Source organism: Candidatus Methylomirabilota bacterium (assembly GCA_035936835.1).
Lineage (GTDB): Bacteria > Methylomirabilota > Methylomirabilia > Rokubacteriales > CSP1-6 > AR37.
This window is the reverse complement of sequence record DASYVT010000026.1, coordinates 1-16,972: the sequence shown is the minus strand read 5'-3', so window position 1 is coordinate 16,972 and position 16,972 is coordinate 1. Positions and strand designations below refer to the sequence as shown.

Below are 16,972 nucleotides of genomic sequence, written 5' to 3'. Positions count from 1 at the left end.
CGCATCGCGCTCGAGCTGATGGTCCGCGAGCTCCGCTCAGCCACGTCCGTGACCGCGATCCCGAGCGCCACGGACATGAGTTTCCAGTATAAAGACGTGCTTGAAACCCTCCATACGGTCCGGTACCAGCTCGCCGGCGCCGTGCTCAACCGAACCTTGGACGGTGTGACGACGCCGCTCATCGGCGGCGTCGTGTCGTTCAACCTGACATACTTCGATAACGACGCCAATGGCATCCCGACCCCGACCGCCTTGGCCGGGAGCGTCAAGCTCGTCCTGGTGCAGCTCGTGACCGGCACCGAGGAATCCGTTGCCAGCTATTCGGACTCGAACCAGCGGGCCACCGTCGAGATGCTCGTCCGTCTCCGGAACACGTAGGGAGGATCCAATGCTCATCCATCGCCTCAACATGCTCATACGGAGCCAGCGCGGCGTCGCCCTGCCGATGGCGCTCCTCACGATGCTGATGCTCTCGGCGCTCATTATCGCCTTCTCGATGATGGCCGCCTCCGAGCCCGTTCTGGCCAACAATCAGCTCCAGGTCGCCCAGGCCCGCGCCGTCGCCGAGAGCGGCGTGGAGCGGGCCATCTGGGCGCTCAACAACCCGGCCCCGGCCAACGCCAACGGCATCCCGAACCCTCTCGTCACCCCCGCGGCGCCCTACGATGGCAGCACCGCCATCCCCGTCACGATCAACGGCGCCCAGGTGGGTGTCTTCACCGTGTCCGTCACCAACGGCCCCTGTCCCGTGACCGTGACCACCGCCAACGAGCGGTGCATCGTCGCGACCGGCTGGACACCCACGAACACGGGCACCGGCCCCAAGGTCAAGCAGAAGATTCAGGTGATCGTCCTCCAGACACGCTTCCTCAATCCGCCCTCGGCGCTCACCGTCCGCGGGGAAATCAGCGTGGGCGGGAACGCCCTGATCGACTCCAGGTCCGACCCGAGCTGCGGAAACAAGGCCGGGACGACGAGCAAGGGGTTCACAGTCACCAGCGGCTCCGCCGGGGTCTACGGCTTAGACGGCAATAACGTGAAGAACCAGTCCAGCGACATCATCCAGAATGTCCCGGACGCGGCCTTCATCCCCTACACGTATTCGAATCTCGAACTCGACGCCCTCAAGATCCTCGCCAAGGGGAACGGCACCTACTATCGGGGCCCGGTGACGTTCAACTCGACCAACAGAATGCCGAACGGCATCATCTACGTGGACACCGTGAGCGGCCAGAACATCGACCAGAACGCGCCGCCCCCGACGCCCATCACCGACTTCGCCTTGGTGGACATCCACGGCAATGCCCCGCTCGATGCGAGCGGGATCTTCAGCGGCATGCTCATCGTGGCGGGGTCGCTCTCCATCAGCGGGAACTTCCAGATGCACGGACTGGTCTACGCCCTCAACGACATCACCGTTCTGGGCTCCGGCACCGGGCGGGTCGACGGGGCCGTCATAAGCCAAAACATTCGTGACGTCTCGTCCACGACCATCGACACTGATACGAGCGCCAATTCCACCATCATCTGGAACTGCAACTATGCCAAAACCGGGGGCGGGCAGCTGCCTCAGACCTTCACAAGAGAGCCAGGCACCTACAAGGAAATCTCCGGCTAACGTGCGCGCTCTCACCATCGCGCTCTTGGGGTTCCTCGTGCTGGCAGGCCCCGCCTGCCAGGCGCAGACGTCCACACCGCCGGCTCACGTCGAAGCGGGGCCGGCGGCGCGCGCCGGCGCCGCCATGGAGGCCGGTCGCTACGCCGAGGCGGTGGCCGTCTTTCGCGAGGCCCTTGCCCGCACGCCGGAGAGCGTGGCGCTTCGCTACGGACTCGCGGTCGCGCTCTCGTACACCGACCGCGGGGCCGCCATTCGCGAGTTCCAGTGGGTGATGGCGAACGCCCAACCCGGCTCGCAGGAACGCGTCGAATCGCAGGCGTGGCTCGCCCGGGCCGGGGCCCTGCCCAGTGTCCCCGCGGCCTCCAGCCGGTCAGCCGAGCCTGAGCGCGAGGTGGGCAACGCCGTGCTGGTGGGCCGCGCGCTCTTCGCCGAGGCGGGCGCCAAGCCGGAGCCGATGCGGCGGCTCCAGCTGTTTCTGATGGGCCAGCCCGACAGCCCGACCAAGGAAGGGCGCTACGTTCTTCGGACGGACGAAGACGGGAACTTCAAGTTCCCCGACGTTTTGCCCGGGCCGTACATGCTGACGAACCGCCTTGCGGGCCAGCCGATCTGGCGCCTCCGCGTCGAGCTCAAACCCGCCGAAGAGAAGCAGCTCGACTTGAATCCCGGCAACAGCGTCGCCGTGCGCGACGATTTTCCGCAGGGCCGCTAGCTCCCTTCCAGACCCTCGAGACGAATCAGCGCTGACGGTCTGCTCCCTGCGGAGAGGCCGGCCGCGGTCTTCGCCACGCCGATCACGTCCCTGTCACGCGGTGCTATGACTCGGCGACGGCTGCAAGACGGATTCGTGGACGTCATACATTCACGTTACGCGGGCGACCAGATCTTGACGGGCCAGCCCGTCGACGGCGGCGGTAAGTACGCCGACACCAACGGCATCGTCATTCATCGGTGACGACGATGCCACGAAGTCGGTGAACCTCTCGCGGCCGTTCCGGCTGGGCGAGCGGTACGAGGTCCGCGACCTGGCGCCCGGCAAGTACCGGCTCGTCGCCAAGGCCGAGGACGGCGCTCCCGCCATGGAGTTGTGGAACCAGAACGTGACCGTCGAGGCTGGGCAGGTAACCCAGCTGCCGCTCTCGGCGACCAACAGCAAGGTCACGCCCGACCAGTTCCCGGGGCCCGCGCCGAAGTAGCGAGATTGCCCTTCCCGCTGGCCGGGGCTAAGATCGGGCCCCGTGAGCCCGCGTCTCGGCCCCGATCTGCTCCTCCAGATGTACGCGACCATGCTGCGCATCCGCCGCGCCGAGGAGCGCGCGCGTGAGCTCTACGCGGCGGGGCGCATCCCCGGCTTCATCCACCTCTCGATCGGCCAGGAGGCCGTCGCTGCCGGCGTCTGCGCGCCGCTGAGACGCGACGACTACCTGTTCTCGACCCACCGCGGCCACGGGCACCTCATCGCCAAGGGCGGCTCGCTCCGCGGCTTCATGGCGGAGCTCTACGGCAAGGCCACCGGTTGCTGCAAGGGCAAGGGCGGCTCCATGCACCTCGCCGACGCGTCCGTGGGTTACCTGGGCGCCAACGGCGTCCTGACTTCGGGCTGCGTGCTGGCGCCCGGCGTGGGGCAGTCGATCCAGATGCGCGGCACCGACCAGGTCGCCGTGACGGTCTTCGGCGACGGCGCGGCGAACCGGGGGCCCTTCCACGAGGGCGTCAATCTCGCGGCCTTGTGGAAGGTGCCGGTGGTCTTCGTCTGCGAGAACAACTTCTGGGCGTCGACGACCGCCCACGACCTGTCCACCGCCGGCGGCAGCATCGCGGCGCGGGCGGCGGGCTACGGCATCCCGGGCGCGACCGTGGACGGCAACGACGCCCTTGCCGTCTACCATGCGATGGAAAGCGCGGTTGCTCGTGCCCGAGCCGGGGAGGGGCCGAGCCTGATCGAGGCGCGCACCGTCCGCTTCATGGGTCACTTCGAAGGCGACCCGCAGGGCTACCGCTCGCGCGGCGAGGTCGAAGGCGGCCGCCAGCGCGACCCCATCGTGCGGCTGCGGGCCCACCTCGAGGAGGCGAAGCTCCTCGACGCCGCGCACGCGGCCCGCGTGGCGGCGGCTGTCGAGGCGGAAGTCCAGGACGCCGTGGACTTCGCCGAGTCGAGCCCGCTGCCCGCGCCGGAGGACGCGCTCCAGGATCTTTTCGTCCACTATCCCTGGAGCGACTGATGCCGGTCCTCGATTTCGGCGACGCGCTGAACCTCGCACTGCGCGAAGAGATGCGGCGTGACCGGCGTGTCTACTGCATCGGCGAGGACATCGTCCTCGGCGTGCCCTTCGGCGTCACCAAGGGCCTGGCCGAGGAGTTCGGCCCGGCTCGCGTGCGGAACGCCCCCATCTCCGAGGCGGCCATCGTGGGCTCGGCCATGGGCGCGGCCATCACGGGTCTGGTGCCGGTGGTGGACATGCACTTCGCCGACTTCGTCACCTGCGCGATGGACGAGGTCGCCAACCAGATCGCCAAGAGCCGCTACATGTTCGGCGGCCAGATCTCGTGCCCGCTCACGCTCCGCATGCCCTACGGCATCGGGAAGTCGGCCGGCGGGCACCACTCGAACTCCGTCGAGGCCTGGTTCGTCAACATCCCCGGCCTCAAGGTGTGCATCCCATCCACTCCGGCCGACGCGCGGGGCCTGCTCAAGACGGCCATCCGCGATCCCGACCCCGTCCTGATCTTCGAGCACCGGGGGCTGTACCGCGTGACGGGCGAGGTGCCGGAGGCCGAAACCCTGGTGCCGCTGGGCCTGGCCGACGTGAAGCGTCCCGGCACGGATGTCACCGTGATCGCGACGGCGCGCATGGTGGGCGAGAGCCTGGCGGCGGCCGACCGGCTGGCGGGCGAGGGGATCTCGGTCGAAGTCGTCGACCCGCGGAGCCTCGTGCCGCTCGATCGCGAGGGCCTGGCCGCGTCCGTGCGGAAGACCCACCGCGTGGTCATCGCCGAAGAGGGGCCCATGCGCGGCAGCGTCGGGGCCTGGCTCGCGTGGGTGATCATGGAGGCCTGCTTCGACGACCTCGACGCGCCCATCGTGCGCGTGGCCGGTCCGAACATCCCCATTCCCTTCAGCCCGCCGCTCGAGGCCTTCGCGACTCCGGGGGCCGCGGACGTCGTCGACGCGGTCCGGCGGGTCGTGAAGTAGCGCTACTTCCGGAGCGTGAAGGCGCCCGCGCCCAGCAGCGCCTGGGCGATCGTCGCGCCCAGCATGACGAGCACGTACTCGTAGCCGAACTTGCTGCCGAAGATGAAGAAGCCCTGCTGCAAGTGCACGAACCAGAGGGCGCCCGCCATGATCGGGATGTTCGCCAGGGCGGCCCAGCGCACCAGGAGGCCCAGGATGAGCAGGATCCCGCCCAGGCCGTGCGCCACGATCAGGTACCAGACGCCGATCTCGGGCAGGGGGATGTGCATCGCGCGCTGGTACTCGACCACCTTGGCGGGGCCCATCACGACGAGCGCCAGGTAGGCGTGGGCGATGTAGACCACGCCGAGGACCACCCGCAGCACCAGCGCGCCGTACGGCTCGAGCCCGCCTCTGCCCACTGTCAGTCCTCCCTGTAGAGACCCGCGTTCACGGCTTCCGGAAAAGAATCTCGCCGACGTAGCCCTCGGCCCGCGAGCGCGTGTCGTCCGAGTCGATGCCGATGGAGAGCGCCTCGACCTTCTCCTCCGGCTCCTCGCCGTAGATCTTCTTGTAGTCCTCGCAGACGTTGCGCGTCTCCGTCACCCACTTGCCGATGTCGGCGTCGCCGGAGCGCATGACGACGTAGGTCACGAGCCCCGTCTTCTGGCTCTTGACGATCGTCCCGGCCGGCGCGGTCGTGTCCCAGATGTAGCCGATCACGCGCGAGCGCACGGCGTTCGGGAAGCGCGGGAATGTGACGTAGATCTGGAGCGCCTGGTCGTCCGTCGCCTTCTTGCGGGCGTCGCCGCCCTTGGGCAGCTCCACCACCTTCCAGCGCCACTGGAGGACCGGGTAGTCCTTGCAGTCGATCTTGATGTCCTTGTTGATGGTCGAGCTGTCGCCGTTGCTGACGAGGTGGAGGACCCGGGTGGGGCTCTCGCTCACAACCTCGAACTCGTACTTGGGGCTGCCCCAGCTCTGGGTGCGCCAGCCGTTGGGCACACCCTTTTGCCCGACCGGCGTCTTGGACCAGTCCTCGACGACGACCTGGGACCCCTGCGCCGAGACGGCGGAAGCCGCCGCCAGCAGGAGCACGGCCAGGATCGAGCCTTTCCGCATCGTCTCCCTCATCTTCGTGAGTCTCTCACGGCCAGGCGCCGCCTCCAACTCGAGGCTGCTTGATTGCGTCGGCCCCGCGAGTATAGCCCAGCGCCTGTGCTACGGTAAGCGCGTCATGCCCGATCTGCGGCTCGACAAATGGCTCTGGGCTGCGCGCTTCTTCAAGAGCAGGACGCTGGCGACCGCGGCGTGCGACGGCGGCAAGGTGGACATCAACGACCAGGCGGCGAAGCCTTCGCGCGCCGTGCGCCCCGGAGATCTCTTGCGGATCACGCTGACGCGGGCGAAGAAGATCGTACGCGTGGCGGCGCTGTCGGACCGCCGGGGGCCGGGCGCACAGGCGAAGCTCCTCTACGAGGACCTGACCCCGCCGCCGCCGCAGCGCGAGGCGCGCGTTCCCCCGCCGGCGATGCGGCCGCCCGGGTCCGGCCGCCCGACGAAGCGGGAGCGCCGCCAGATCGACCGCCTCCAGCGCTACTGACCGCTCTCGCCCGGCCTGGGGCGCCGCCAGCCGGTTGACCTGTCGCATCGGGTCTGCTACGGTCTCGGCGTCAACGATGTCCGGGCGGCCCGCCGGGTGCGGGCCCCAGGGAAGGCGGTGCGAATCCGCCGCGACCCCGTCACTGTAATCGGGGACGAAACCCACGGCAGTGCCACTGGCCCGAGCGGTTCGGGGCCGGGAAGGCGTGGGGAGTAGGACGATCCGAGAGCCAGGAGACCTGCCCGGGCATTACCACTCCAACCGGTCTTCGCGGGAGGACCCGGGTGAGCGTCGTCCATCGCTCCGATCTCGTCCTGGGAGGTGTCCGCAGCGGCAAGAGCCGCGAGGCCCTGCGGCTGGCCGCCGCGATGCCCCGGGGCTCGTGCGGCGCCTTCCTCGCCACGGCCCAGGCTCTCGACGGCGACATGGAAGCGCGGATCGCGCGCCACCGCGCCGAGCGACCCCCGGGCTGGGCCACGCTCGAGGAGCCGTACGACGTGGTGGCGGCCTGCGAAAGCCTCGCGGGCAGGGTGGACGTGGTGGTCCTCGACTGCGTGACGCTCTGGGTCGCCAACCTCCTCCTGCGGGGCGACGAAGAGAAGAGCATCCTGGCCGCGGCCGACGCGCTGGCGAACTTCCTCGCCGAGCGGCGCTTCTCGCTCATCATCGTGTCCAACGAGGTCGGCGCCGGCGTGCATCCGCCCACAGAGGTCGGCCTGCAGTTCCGCGACGCGCTCGGAAGTGTCAACCAGCGCATCGCCGCCGCCGCGGACCGCGTCAACTTGATGGTCGCGGGCCTGCCCATGACCATCAAGGACCTCCCACTGCCTGAGGATCACCGTGAACGTCCTCCCGAAGCTCCTTGACCGCATCGTCGCGCCCGACGGCGCGGCGGGTCTCCAGGCCCAGTGGGCGCTCGACCAGCTGACCAAGCCGGCGGGCAGCCTCGGCCGTCTCGAGGAGCTGGCCCGGCGGCTCAGCGAGATGTCGGGACAGTTCCCGCCGCAGGCACGGCGCTGCGTGATCTTCACGCTCGCGGCCGATCACGGCGTGGTCGCCGAAGGCGTGAGCGCCTACCCGCAGATCGTCACGACCCAGATGGTCGAGAACTTTCTCCAGGGCGGCGCGGCGGTCAACGTGCTGGCGCGCCACGTGGGCGCCCCCGTGGTCGTGGTCGACATGGGCGTGGCGTCGCCGCTGCCCGCGCACCCGGGGCTCGTCAGCCGTAGAATCGGCCCGGGCACGCGCAACATGGCGAAGGGCCCGGCCATGACGCGCGAGGAGGCCTTGGCGGCGATCGAGGTGGGCATCGGGCTCGTCTACGCGGAGCGCGCCAACGGGCTCGACGTGATCGGCACGGGGGAGATGGGCATCGGCAACACCACCGCGGCGAGCGCCGTGGTGGCCGCGCTCACCGGCGCGCCGGCCGCATCGGTCACGGGCACGGGCACGGGCGTGGACGACGAGGGGCGCCTGCGCAAGATCGCCGTCATCAAGCGGGCGCTCGCCGTCAACCGGCCCGATCCCGGCGACGGCATCGACGTGCTGGCCAAGGTGGGCGGCTTCGAGATCGCGGGGCTCTGCGGCGTCATCCTGGCGGGCGCGGCCTGGCGCATCCCGGTCATCCTCGACGGGTTCATCGCCGGCGCCGCGGCGATGGCCGCGGTGCGCCTCAAGCCCGACGCGCGCCACTACCTCATCGCCTCCCACCGTTCCACCGAGCCCGGCCACAGCTACGTGCTGAACGCTCTCGGGCTCGAGCCGTACCTCGACCTCAAGATGCGCCTGGGCGAGGGGACGGGCTCGGCGCTCTGCATCGATCTCGCCAAGGCCGCCACGAAGATCCTGGGCGAGATGGCGACCTTCAAGTCAGCAGGCGTGACCGAGCGCTCGTTGTGAGCGCATCGGGCCCGGTTCCTGTGATCGTCATCGCCGGGGTGTCGAGCGGCGTCGGCAAGACGACGCTCATGCTCGGGCTCCTCGAAGCGCTGCGCCGCCGCGGGCTCACGGTGCAGGCTTTCAAGGTCGGTCCCGACTTCATCGACCCGGCTTTCCACGCGCTGGCGACCGGCCGGCCCTCTTATGCCCTCGACGGCTGGATGTGCGGCCGCGAGGCGGTCCTGGCGACGGTGGCCCGCCACACCGCCGACGCGGACCTGGCGCTGGTCGAGGGGATGATGGGCTGTTTCGACGGACGCGATGGCGACAGCGACGAGGGATCGACCGCGCAAATCGCCAAGTGGCTGGGTGCCCCGGTGGTGCTGGTGGTCGACGCGGCAGCGCTCGTGAGGAGCGCCGCCGCTGTCGTCCTGGGTTTCGAGCGCTTCGACCCCGACCTCCGCGTAAACGCCGTGGTCTTCAATCGTGCGGGCGGCCCGCGCCACGCCGACTGGCTGCGCCGGGCCGTCGAAGGCGGCTGCCGGACGCGCGTCCTGGGAGCGCTCCCGTCCGCGGCGGACGTGGCGCTGCCCGAGCGGCACCTGGGCCTCGTGACGGCCGCCGAGGGCGGATACGCGCCCGCGTTGCGCCGCGCCCTCGCGGAGCTCGTCGAGCGGCATCTCGATCTCGATGCGCTCCTGACCTTGGCAACCAGCGCCGTGGAGCGCGGAGCCGGAGCGCCGGCCGCGGCCGGCCGGAGCCGGCGGGTGACAATCGGCGTGGCCAGCGACCGCGCCTTCCAGTTCTACTACGCCGAGAACCTCGACCTCCTCCGCCGCGCAGGCGCGGATCTCGTCTTCTGGAGCCCGATGGACGATGCCGCGCTGCCCACGGTGGACGGCCTCTACCTGGGCGGCGGTTATCCGGAGATCCACGCGGAGCGTTTGAGCACAAATGCCGTCATGCGCCACGCGGTGAGGAAATTCGCCGAGGGCGGACGTCCCGTCTACGCAGAGTGCGGCGGCCTCATGTACCTGGCCGAGTCCCTCGAAGACGGCGGCGGCGTGACCTGGCCCATGGCGGGCGTCCTGCCGGCCCGATCGCGCTGGGTCAAGGGCCGGCTCTGCCTGGGCTATCGCGAAGTCCTCACATCGGCTCCGAGCCTGCTCGGGCCGGCCGGCACGCGGCTCCGGGGCCATGAGTTCCACGCCTCGGCCCTCGAGCCACCGCCGGCTTCCGTCGAGCGCGTATACGCCGTGAGCGATGCGGTCGGCGGAGGGACGCGCGCCGAAGGCTACGTCGTCGGGCGCGCCCTCATGAGCTATGTGCACCTGCACTGGGCCTCGTGCCCCGATGCCCCCGTGCGCTTCGTCGAGGCCTGCCGGCCATGACGGCGCTCATCCGCGCGCTGCCGCTCCTCCTGCTGCTCCCGGCCGGGCCGGCGTGGGGGCTCGAGGTCCTGGACCAGGAGGGGCGCTCGGTGACCCTGCCGGCCCTCCCGCGGCGCATCGTCTCCCTCGTGCCAAGCGTGACCGAGATCCTCTTCGCCATCGGCGCGCAGGAGGTGCTCGCGGGCGTGACCGACTTCTGCGACTTCCCGGCCGAGGCCAAGCGCAAGCCGAGCGTGGGCGGCATGATCGACCCGAGCCTCGAAGCGCTGGTCGCGCTCAGACCCGACCTGGTCGTGGCGACGCGATCCGGGAATCGCGCCGAGACCTTCGACCAGCTCAAGCGGCTGGGCCTGCCGGTCTACCTCGTCGATCCGGTCTCGGTCGGCGACGTGCTGCGCCTCGTTGGTGGCCTTGGCGAGCTGACGGGTCACCGCGACGGCGCGTCCGCGGTCGCGGCTGCCCTTGAGCGGCGCATCACGGCTGTGCGGGAGCGTGTCGCCGGTCGGCCGCACCCGCGCGTGCTCTACGTCCTGTGGCCCGAGCCCCTCATCGTGCCCGGGCGCGGCTCGCTCGTCTCCGAGCTGATCGCGTCGGCGGGCGGCGAGTCGGTCACCGCGGACCAGGGCCAGGGCTATCCGCGCATGAGCCTGGAGGCCGCGGTGGGGCGCGCGCCGGAGGTCATTATCCTGGCGCGTCACGGTGCTGGTACGGGGCCCGCGGCGCGCGAGCAGTGGCAGCGGCTCGAGAGCCTGCCGGCCATCAGGAGCGGGCGCCTGTACACGGCCGACGGCGACCTCCTGCACCGCTACGGTCCGCGGATCGTCGACGGGCTCGAGTTGCTCGCGCGGCTCATTCATCCGGAGGCATTCACCCATCCGGAGGCATTCAAATGAGGGCCGGAGGCATTCAAACAACGGGCGCGGCCAGGCTGGCATGGATCTGCGGCGGCCTATTAGTCATCTTGTCCGTCGTGGTTCTCGGCTCGCTCCTCGTCGGCGCCGCGCCGGTCGCGCCTGGAACGGTCCTCGACCTCATCACCGGCCGCGGCCCGGGCCAGGGCACCGAGCGCACCGTGGTCCTCGCTATCAGGCTTCCGCGCATCGCCGCCGCGGTGCTCGCCGGTGCCGCGCTGGCCGTCGCGGGCGCGGGCTTCCAAGGCCTCACGCGCAATCCGCTGGCGGACCCCTCGATCCTGGGCATCTCGGGCGGCGCTGCGTTCGGCGTGGTGCTGGGCCAGGTGTCGGGGCTCGGCCAAGGGATCGTGGAGGCGCTGGGGCTGACCGCCCTCGGCTTCGCGGGCGCTCTCGTCGCGGGCGTGGCGGTGTACCTGATCGCGTCCACGGCGGGCGGGCTGCCGGTGCACACGCTCCTCCTGGCGGGCGTGATCGTCGGCATCTTCTTTTCGGCCGCGATCACCGTGCTGATCTCGATCGTGGACACCAACCGCCTCGGCGGCGTCATCTACTGGCTCCTCGGCAGCGTGGCGCCCATTCCGCCGGGCTCGCTCGGCGTGTTCGCCCTCGCGACCGCGGCGGGCCTCTGGCTGGTCCTGGGCCAGGCCCGCGCGCTCAACCTCCTGGCGCTGGGCGACGAGGGCGCCCTCGAGCTGGGGGTGGACGCGCTGCGCGTGAAGCGGCGCGTCTTCGCGGGCGCCGCGCTCCTCACGGGCACCGTCGTCGCGTTCGTCGGGCCCATCGGCTTCGTCGGCCTCATCGTGCCGCAGGCGCTCCGGATGCTGCTCGGCCCCGACACCCGCGTCCTCGTCCCCGCGGCCCTGCTCGCGGGCGGCGCCTTCCTCTTAGCAGCCGACACGCTGGCGCGCACGGTGGTGGCGCCCGCCGAGCTGTCGGTGGGCGTGCTGACGTCCTTCTGCGGCGCGCCCGTCTTCATCTGGCTCCTGCGCTCACGCGCGGGAAGGACGGCGCCGTGACGCCGCTCTGCGAGTTCCGCAACGTGGGCTTTGCCTACCCGGCCGGGGCCCACGGGCGGCCGCCCTTCGCGATCCGCGATTTGAGCTTCTCGCTGGCGCCGGGCGAGATCCTGGGGCTCATCGGCCCGAACGCTGCGGGCAAGACCACGGTGATCCGCCTGCTGTCGCGGGTGCTCGACCCGTCGCGCGGCGAGATCTTCCTTGCCGGCCGGTCCGCGTTACGGCTCGGCAGGGCGGCGGTCGCCCGGGAGGTTGCCGTCGTGCCGCAGGACGTGCCGCAGGGATTCCCGTACACCGTCGAACAGCTCGTCCTGATGGGACGCTTCCCGCACGCGCCGGGCCGCTTCTTCGAGAACCGGGAAGATCTCGAGATCGCCCGCGAGGCGATGGCGATCACCGGCGTCGAGACGCTCGCTGCCGAGTCACTCGACCGGATCTCGGGCGGGGAGCGCCAGCGCGCCCTGCTCGCCCGCGCGCTCGCTCAGCGTCCGCGGCTCCTCGTGCTCGATGAGCCGACGGCGCACCTGGACCTTCGCTACCAGGCGGAGTGCGTGGCGCTGCTGAGGCGGCTCCACCGCGACGAAGGGATGGGCATCCTCCTCGTCTCGCACGATCTCAACCTGGCCGCCGAAGTCTCGGACCGGCTGCTCCTCATGTCCGGAGGCTCCGCCGTGAGCGCCGGGACTCCGGAAGACGTCATGCAGGAGTCGGTGCTCGAGGCCGTCTACGGCTGCCCCGTGGTGGTGGACAAGCACCCCGCGACGCGGCGGCCGACGGTCAACGTGGTCTGGCCCGACGGGAGGTGATACCAGCGCGCGCGAAGTGACGAGTCGCGGTCCAAGGGAAGCCGGTGAGAAGCCGGCACGGTCCCGCCACTGTGAGTGGGGAGCCACGCCCGTATCCGCTACGGAAGCCACTGGGAGCGATCCTGGGAAGGCCGGGCGGCGGCGACGATCCACGAGTCAGGAGACCTGTCCGCGACATGGGAGTAGATACCCCCTTTCGAGAGAGAAGGAGCGGTCATGCGACAGGTTCTTGGAACCGTGTTGGTGGCGATGCTGGTGGCGGCAGCCCCGGTGGACGGGCAGGAGACGAAGAAGGTGGATCCGGTCGTGGTGACGGCGACGACGGTCGACACGCCCGCCGAGCAGCTGGGCGTGGCCCTGACCGTGGTGACGGGAGAGGACTTCAAGACCTACCACTACTCGACGCTCGACGACGCGTTCCGCAACATCCCGGGCGTCAACGTCCGACAGCAGGGCACCTACGGCAAGCTGTCGACGCTCAGCATCCGCGGCGCCAACGCGAACCAGGTGCTGATTCTCGTCGATGGGGTTCGCGTGTCGAGCCCGACGGTCGGCCAGACGGACCTCTCCGACATCTCCCCCGACCTGATCGAGCGCATCGAGGTGATCCGCGGCCCCCAGTCCACGCTCTACGGCGCCGACGCCATCGGCGGCGTGGTCAACATCATCACCAAGAAGGGCACCGGTCCCTTCTCCGCCACCGTCGAGAACATGGGCGGCAACTACGACACCCTCCACAGCCGGATCTCGCTCAGCGGCGCGTACAAGATCTTCAACTACGCGCTGTCGGGTTCGCACCTCGAGAGCAATGGGCAGTTCCAGAACGACAACTCGAACATCAATTCGGTGAACGGGCGGATCGGCGTCTCGCTGCCCTTTGACAGCTCGCTCGCCTTCGTCTACCGCTACAACAAGACCGACACCGGGGTGCCGGTCAAAGGCGTCTTCCCGCCTCCCCAGCCGGTCGACCCCATCATCAACCCGAACGCCAAGCAGCAGACCGAGACCACGGTGATGAGCCTCGAGGGCAAGACCCGCCCGGTGGAGTGGTGGGAGAGCCGCGCGCGCATCTCGCGCTACACGAGCAACCAAGGCTTCCAGGACCCGGTCGATCCCGGCGTCGACTTCGACTTTCCCTTCCGGTCCCAGGTCGACGTGGAGCGCCGGGAAGCCGAGTGGCTCAACTCGATCTTCCTCGGGAAGTGGAGCACGACCACGGTCGGGTTCGGCTACCGCCACGAGGAGGGCGACGACAAGGGCGTGTTCCGCACCGCGCGCCACGTGCCGTGGGTGCTCTTCGAGGAGCAGCTGCGCTTCTTCGACCGGCTCTTCATCACGGGCGGCTTCCGGATCGAGGACGACAGCGTGTTCGGCCAAGCCACCACGGGGCAGGGGTCGGTCCTCTTCGTCATCAAGGAGACCGGCACGCGGCTGCGCGGGAGCGCCGGGACGGGCTTCCGCGCTCCGACGTTCAACGATCTCTTCTTCCCGGATTTCGGCAACCCGAATCTCCTGCCCGAGCGCAGCCAGTCCTGGGACGTGGGCGTGGACCAGAATCTCTGGCAGAACCGCGTCCGGCTCAAGCTGAGCTACTTCGTCACCAACTTCTCCAACGCCATCACCTGCTGCGTCCCGCTGCCGACAGCCCCCTTCGGCGGTCCCGTCAACGCCGGACGGGCGCGGTCGAAGGGCGTCGAGGCGGGCGGCGAGGTGGACATCCTGCCGAACCTCGTGGCCTCGTTCAGCTACTCGTACACCGACACCGACAACCTCTCCACCAACCGGCCCCTGGCGCGCATCCCGCGCAACGCCGGCAGCGCCGGGCTGACCTTTGAACCCATCTCCCGTCTCTCCCTCTTCGCCCAGGTCTACGTGGTCAGCCGCCAGTTCGACAGCTACGGCGACATCTACAACAGCGGCCACACGCGGGTGGACGCAGGCGGGACGTACCGCATCGTCAACCAGCTCGGCTGGCTCCAACGCCTCGAGCTGGTCGCGCGCGCGCAGAACATCCTCAACGAGAAGTACGCCGAGGTGCACGGCTTCCCGGCGCTCGGCGCCAACTTCCTGATCGGCCTGCGGGCCGGGTTCTGACGCCGACGCCATGATCGAGGGGCTCGGGGTGCGGATAGGGCCGGAGGCGGTCGTCGTCGTGGCCGCCCAGCCGCTTCGCGTGCTCTCCTCGGCCGTCCACAACGGCGGGTTCGCGTCAGCGCGCGCCGTCGTCAACCTCCACGTCGGCAAGGACGACCCGTGCGCGGACCCGCCCGCGATGCTGGCGGCCTACGCGCGCCGCGCGGGCGTGCCGGAGCCCCTTGTCGGTCTTCTCACCGGAGCGTGGACCGAGCACGCGACGATCGGCGAGGAGGACGGCGCGGGCATCCGGACCCTTGCCGTCGCCACGGTCGGCCTGAGCAACGGCATCGCCGCCGGGCGGACGCCCGTGAGCGGCTGGACGCACGGCACTATCAACACGATCGTCGTGGTGGACGCCGACCCCGAGCCTTCGGCCCTCGTCAACGCGCTCATCACGATCACCGAGGTCAAGACACTCCTGCTCCATGAAGCGGGCGTCCGTGACGCCGCCGGCGGGCTCTGCACCGGCACCTCGACCGACGCCGTCGTCATCGCGGCGACGGGGCGCGGCGCCCGCGCCCGCTTCGGTGGGCCGGCCAGCGAGCTTGGCTGGAGCATGGCCCAGGCCGCGCGAAGGGCTCTCGAGGCGGGGATTCGCGGCTGGCAGGAGCGCAACCCGTGATCCGTCGCCGCGCGCTGGCGCTCTCGAGCTCGGCCGCAGTGCACCTGTGCGCCCTCGCGGCCCTCCTGGCGCTCGCCGCGAGCCTCCGCGAGCCTCCACCGCTCTTCGTCGATCTCACCGGCGGTGCTCCTGCCGGCGACGAGCGCGCGGCGGCCGCTCCGACCCGGGGTCGGGAGACCGCGATCGCGCCGGCCCGCCAGGGCCAGAGCGTGAGCGCGCGCGTTCCGCGAGCCCCCGTACCTTCCGCACCAGCGCGACCCGCCGAGGCGACGCCCGCGCCTTCGTTCTCCGCCTCTCGCGAGGCGGCGACTGCGGACCAGGGAGCCCCACCGAGCGTCGCTGACGGCGACGGACGTGAGGTCAAGGGAGTCTCGAGCGACGCGCCCGGGCGCGCGGGACAGCCTTCCGGCGTCGTCGGCGGAGGCGGCTCCCTGCTCGCCCTCGCCGGCAAGGGCGCGGTGCGCGGCGATGTACCGCCTGAGTTCGGGCCCTATCTCGCCCGCTTCCGCGAGCGAATCCAGGAGTCGGTGGTCTACCCGCTGGCGGCACGGCGGCGCGGGCTCGCCGGCCGCGTCGAGGTCGAGCTGCTCCTCGAGCCCTCCGGCCGCGTGCGCGACCTCGCCGTGGTCTTTTCTTCCTCCCACATGCTTCTCGACGAGGCCGCCGTCGAGGCCGTCCGGTCGCTCGTGCCTCAGCCGCTGCCCGAGCACCTGCCGCGCCGACCGCTGCGGGTGCGGTTACCGGTTATCTTCCAGCTCCGCTAGCGCCGTGAGTGTGCTGGTGCTCGCGGTGGCGCTCGATCTCCTGCTGGGAGATCCGCCGAACCGCTACCATCCTGTCGCCTGGATCGGGCGGCTGATCGCTCTCGGCCGGCGCTGGGCCGCTTCCGTGCCGACCGATCTCCTCGTCCTGTACGGCGCCCTCCTCATCGTTGTCGTCACGATCACGGCCGTCATGGGAGGGCTGGCGGCCCAGGCCGCCGCGGGCTGGCTCCCGTGGCCTGGGAGCCTGCTCGCGCAGGCGTGGCTGCTGAAATGCAGCTTCTCGCTCCGTAGCCTCGTGGCGGCGGTGTGGGAAGTTCGCGACAGGCTCGAGGCCGGTGACCTCGCCGGGGCGCGCGAGGCGGTGGGGCGTCATCTGGTCAGCCGGCCGGTCGACGAACTCGAGGAGGGGGCGACCGCATCCGCCGCCGTCGAGTCGCTGGCCGAGAACCTGAACGACAGCTGGGTGTCGCCGCTCTGCTTCTACCTCGTGGGCGGGCTGCCGGGCGCGTGGGCGTACCGCGCGGTCAACACGGCGGACGCGATGATCGGCTACCGCGAGGGCATGCTGGAGCGGCTCGGTGGCGCCTCGGCGCGACTCGACGACCTGCTGAACCTCGTCCCGTCGCGCCTCGCTGCGCTCGCGCTTGCCGCCGGGGCGCGGCTCGCGGGCGAGTCCGGATCGCGGGCGTGGGACGTCTGGCGCCGAGATGGAGGCACGACCGCGAGCCCCAACGCCGGGCAGACCATGGCCGCCATGGCGGGGGCGCTCGGCGTGACGCTCGAGAAGTGCTCACACTACCGGCTCGGCGACGGGCCGGCGCCGGACGTCCTCGTCATCGATCGCGCGGTGGGTGTCTTCGCCGCGGCCGCCGGCGTGGCCTTGGTCGCGGCGCTCGTCCTGCTCCGCGCCTTCCGCTGACGCGGCGCCCACCAGATGTAGCGGGGTCGCGCGCGCGACCCACAGCATCACGCGGCGCGTTAACCTTTTCCGCTCGTCTCCCGTTCTTTGCGAGTCTAATTCTTGCGGCTCCGCGAGAGCCGGGGCGTATCAT

19 protein-coding genes and 2 riboswitches are annotated in these 16,972 nt (G+C 70.5%); of the genes, 17 read left to right on the top strand and 2 right to left on the bottom strand.

The window, feature by feature from the left end:
• The 6 genes from VGV06_02615 to VGV06_02590 all read left to right on the top strand — a co-directional run.
• A partial coding sequence (locus tag VGV06_02615) for a hypothetical protein (protein HEV2054047.1) occupies positions 1–378 on the top strand: 378 nt, incomplete at its 5' end.
• A 10-nt stretch (positions 379–388) separates the two neighbouring features.
• Positions 389–1,618: a hypothetical protein gene (locus VGV06_02610; GenBank protein HEV2054046.1), complete on the top strand. Its 1,230-nt coding sequence runs from the start codon at positions 389–391 to the stop codon at positions 1,616–1,618.
• 1 nt (position 1,619) lies between these two features.
• Complete coding sequence (locus VGV06_02605; GenBank protein ID HEV2054045.1) at positions 1,620–2,330, top strand: carboxypeptidase-like regulatory domain-containing protein; 711 nt, start codon at positions 1,620–1,622, stop codon at positions 2,328–2,330.
• 262 nt (positions 2,331–2,592) lie between these two features.
• Entirely contained in the window at positions 2,593–2,814 is a 222-nt protein-coding gene (locus tag VGV06_02600; GenBank protein ID HEV2054044.1) for a carboxypeptidase-like regulatory domain-containing protein, read from the top strand.
• A 78-nt stretch (positions 2,815–2,892) separates the two neighbouring features.
• A complete protein-coding gene (locus VGV06_02595) occupies positions 2,893–3,840 on the top strand; it encodes a thiamine pyrophosphate-dependent dehydrogenase E1 component subunit alpha (GenBank protein ID HEV2054043.1) in 948 nt (315 codons plus the stop codon).
• Positions 3,840–4,811 carry an alpha-ketoacid dehydrogenase subunit beta gene (locus VGV06_02590; protein HEV2054042.1) on the top strand — a complete coding sequence of 324 codons (972 nt, stop codon included), beginning with the start codon at positions 3,840–3,842 and terminating at the stop codon, positions 4,809–4,811. The genes VGV06_02595 and VGV06_02590 overlap by 1 nt, the downstream gene beginning before the upstream one ends.
• A gap of 2 nt (positions 4,812–4,813) precedes the next feature.
• Here the strand turns inward: VGV06_02590 and VGV06_02585 are convergent, their stop codons facing one another.
• Together VGV06_02585 and VGV06_02580 are read right to left on the bottom strand one after the other, a co-directional pair.
• Entirely contained in the window at positions 4,814–5,212 is a 399-nt protein-coding gene (locus tag VGV06_02585) for a DoxX family membrane protein (protein HEV2054041.1), read from the bottom strand.
• A gap of 28 nt (positions 5,213–5,240) precedes the next feature.
• On the bottom strand, positions 5,241–5,912 hold the full coding sequence (locus VGV06_02580) for a DUF3047 domain-containing protein (GenBank protein HEV2054040.1): 672 nt from the start codon (positions 5,910–5,912) through the stop codon (positions 5,241–5,243).
• A gap of 115 nt (positions 5,913–6,027) precedes the next feature.
• Between VGV06_02580 and VGV06_02575 the strand changes: the two genes are divergently transcribed.
• From VGV06_02575 to cbiB, 11 genes are all read left to right on the top strand, one after another.
• Positions 6,028–6,393 carry an RNA-binding S4 domain-containing protein gene (locus VGV06_02575; protein HEV2054039.1) on the top strand — a complete coding sequence of 122 codons (366 nt, stop codon included), beginning with the start codon at positions 6,028–6,030 and terminating at the stop codon, positions 6,391–6,393.
• Between the two features lie 65 nt (positions 6,394–6,458).
• Positions 6,459–6,654: riboswitch (cobalamin riboswitch) on the top strand.
• A gap of 23 nt (positions 6,655–6,677) precedes the next feature.
• Positions 6,678–7,259: a bifunctional adenosylcobinamide kinase/adenosylcobinamide-phosphate guanylyltransferase gene (gene cobU, locus VGV06_02570; protein HEV2054038.1), complete on the top strand. Its 582-nt coding sequence runs from the start codon at positions 6,678–6,680 to the stop codon at positions 7,257–7,259.
• Positions 7,234–8,292 (top strand): nicotinate-nucleotide--dimethylbenzimidazole phosphoribosyltransferase, encoded by a 1,059-nt coding sequence (gene cobT, locus VGV06_02565; protein ID HEV2054037.1) that lies wholly within the window; start codon positions 7,234–7,236, stop codon positions 8,290–8,292. Before cobU ends, cobT begins: the two co-directional genes overlap by 26 nt.
• On the top strand, positions 8,289–9,662 hold the full coding sequence (locus tag VGV06_02560) for a cobyrinate a,c-diamide synthase (GenBank protein ID HEV2054036.1): 1,374 nt from the start codon (positions 8,289–8,291) through the stop codon (positions 9,660–9,662). Before cobT ends, VGV06_02560 begins: the two co-directional genes overlap by 4 nt.
• Positions 9,659–10,555, top strand: a complete 897-nt coding sequence (locus VGV06_02555; GenBank protein ID HEV2054035.1) for a cobalamin-binding protein — start codon at positions 9,659–9,661, stop codon at positions 10,553–10,555. The genes VGV06_02560 and VGV06_02555 overlap by 4 nt, the downstream gene beginning before the upstream one ends.
• A 77-nt stretch (positions 10,556–10,632) precedes the next feature.
• Positions 10,633–11,592 (top strand): iron ABC transporter permease, encoded by a 960-nt coding sequence (locus tag VGV06_02550; GenBank protein ID HEV2054034.1) that lies wholly within the window; start codon positions 10,633–10,635, stop codon positions 11,590–11,592.
• On the top strand, positions 11,589–12,398 hold the full coding sequence (locus VGV06_02545; protein ID HEV2054033.1) for an ABC transporter ATP-binding protein: 810 nt from the start codon (positions 11,589–11,591) through the stop codon (positions 12,396–12,398). Before VGV06_02550 ends, VGV06_02545 begins: the two co-directional genes overlap by 4 nt.
• 33 nt (positions 12,399–12,431) lie before the next feature.
• Positions 12,432–12,565: riboswitch (cobalamin riboswitch) on the top strand.
• Between the two features lie 49 nt (positions 12,566–12,614).
• Positions 12,615–14,492: a TonB-dependent receptor gene (locus VGV06_02540; protein ID HEV2054032.1), complete on the top strand. Its 1,878-nt coding sequence runs from the start codon at positions 12,615–12,617 to the stop codon at positions 14,490–14,492.
• A gap of 10 nt (positions 14,493–14,502) precedes the next feature.
• On the top strand, positions 14,503–15,156 hold the full coding sequence (locus VGV06_02535; GenBank protein HEV2054031.1) for an adenosylcobinamide amidohydrolase: 654 nt from the start codon (positions 14,503–14,505) through the stop codon (positions 15,154–15,156).
• Positions 15,153–15,920, top strand: coding sequence for a TonB family protein (locus VGV06_02530; protein HEV2054030.1), 768 nt, complete (start codon positions 15,153–15,155; stop codon positions 15,918–15,920). Before VGV06_02535 ends, VGV06_02530 begins: the two co-directional genes overlap by 4 nt.
• A 4-nt stretch (positions 15,921–15,924) precedes the next feature.
• On the top strand, positions 15,925–16,839 hold the full coding sequence (gene cbiB, locus VGV06_02525; protein ID HEV2054029.1) for an adenosylcobinamide-phosphate synthase CbiB: 915 nt from the start codon (positions 15,925–15,927) through the stop codon (positions 16,837–16,839).
• Positions 16,840–16,972: the final 133 nt, after the last annotated feature.

Coding starts and splice junctions, on each gene's coding strand:
- VGV06_02590 (HEV2054042.1), top strand. CDS start 3,840: ATGCCGGTCCTCGATTTCGGCGACGCGCTGAACCTCGCACTGCGCGAA.
- VGV06_02555 (HEV2054035.1), top strand. CDS start 9,659: ATGACGGCGCTCATCCGCGCGCTGCCGCTCCTCCTGCTGCTCCCGGCC.
- VGV06_02540 (HEV2054032.1), top strand. CDS start 12,615: ATGCGACAGGTTCTTGGAACCGTGTTGGTGGCGATGCTGGTGGCGGCA.
- VGV06_02535 (HEV2054031.1), top strand. CDS start 14,503: ATGATCGAGGGGCTCGGGGTGCGGATAGGGCCGGAGGCGGTCGTCGTC.
- VGV06_02595 (HEV2054043.1), top strand. CDS start 2,893: ATGTACGCGACCATGCTGCGCATCCGCCGCGCCGAGGAGCGCGCGCGT.
- VGV06_02610 (HEV2054046.1), top strand. CDS start 389: ATGCTCATCCATCGCCTCAACATGCTCATACGGAGCCAGCGCGGCGTC.
- VGV06_02575 (HEV2054039.1), top strand. CDS start 6,028: ATGCCCGATCTGCGGCTCGACAAATGGCTCTGGGCTGCGCGCTTCTTC.
- VGV06_02580 (HEV2054040.1), bottom strand. CDS start 5,912: ATGCGGAAAGGCTCGATCCTGGCCGTGCTCCTGCTGGCGGCGGCTTCC.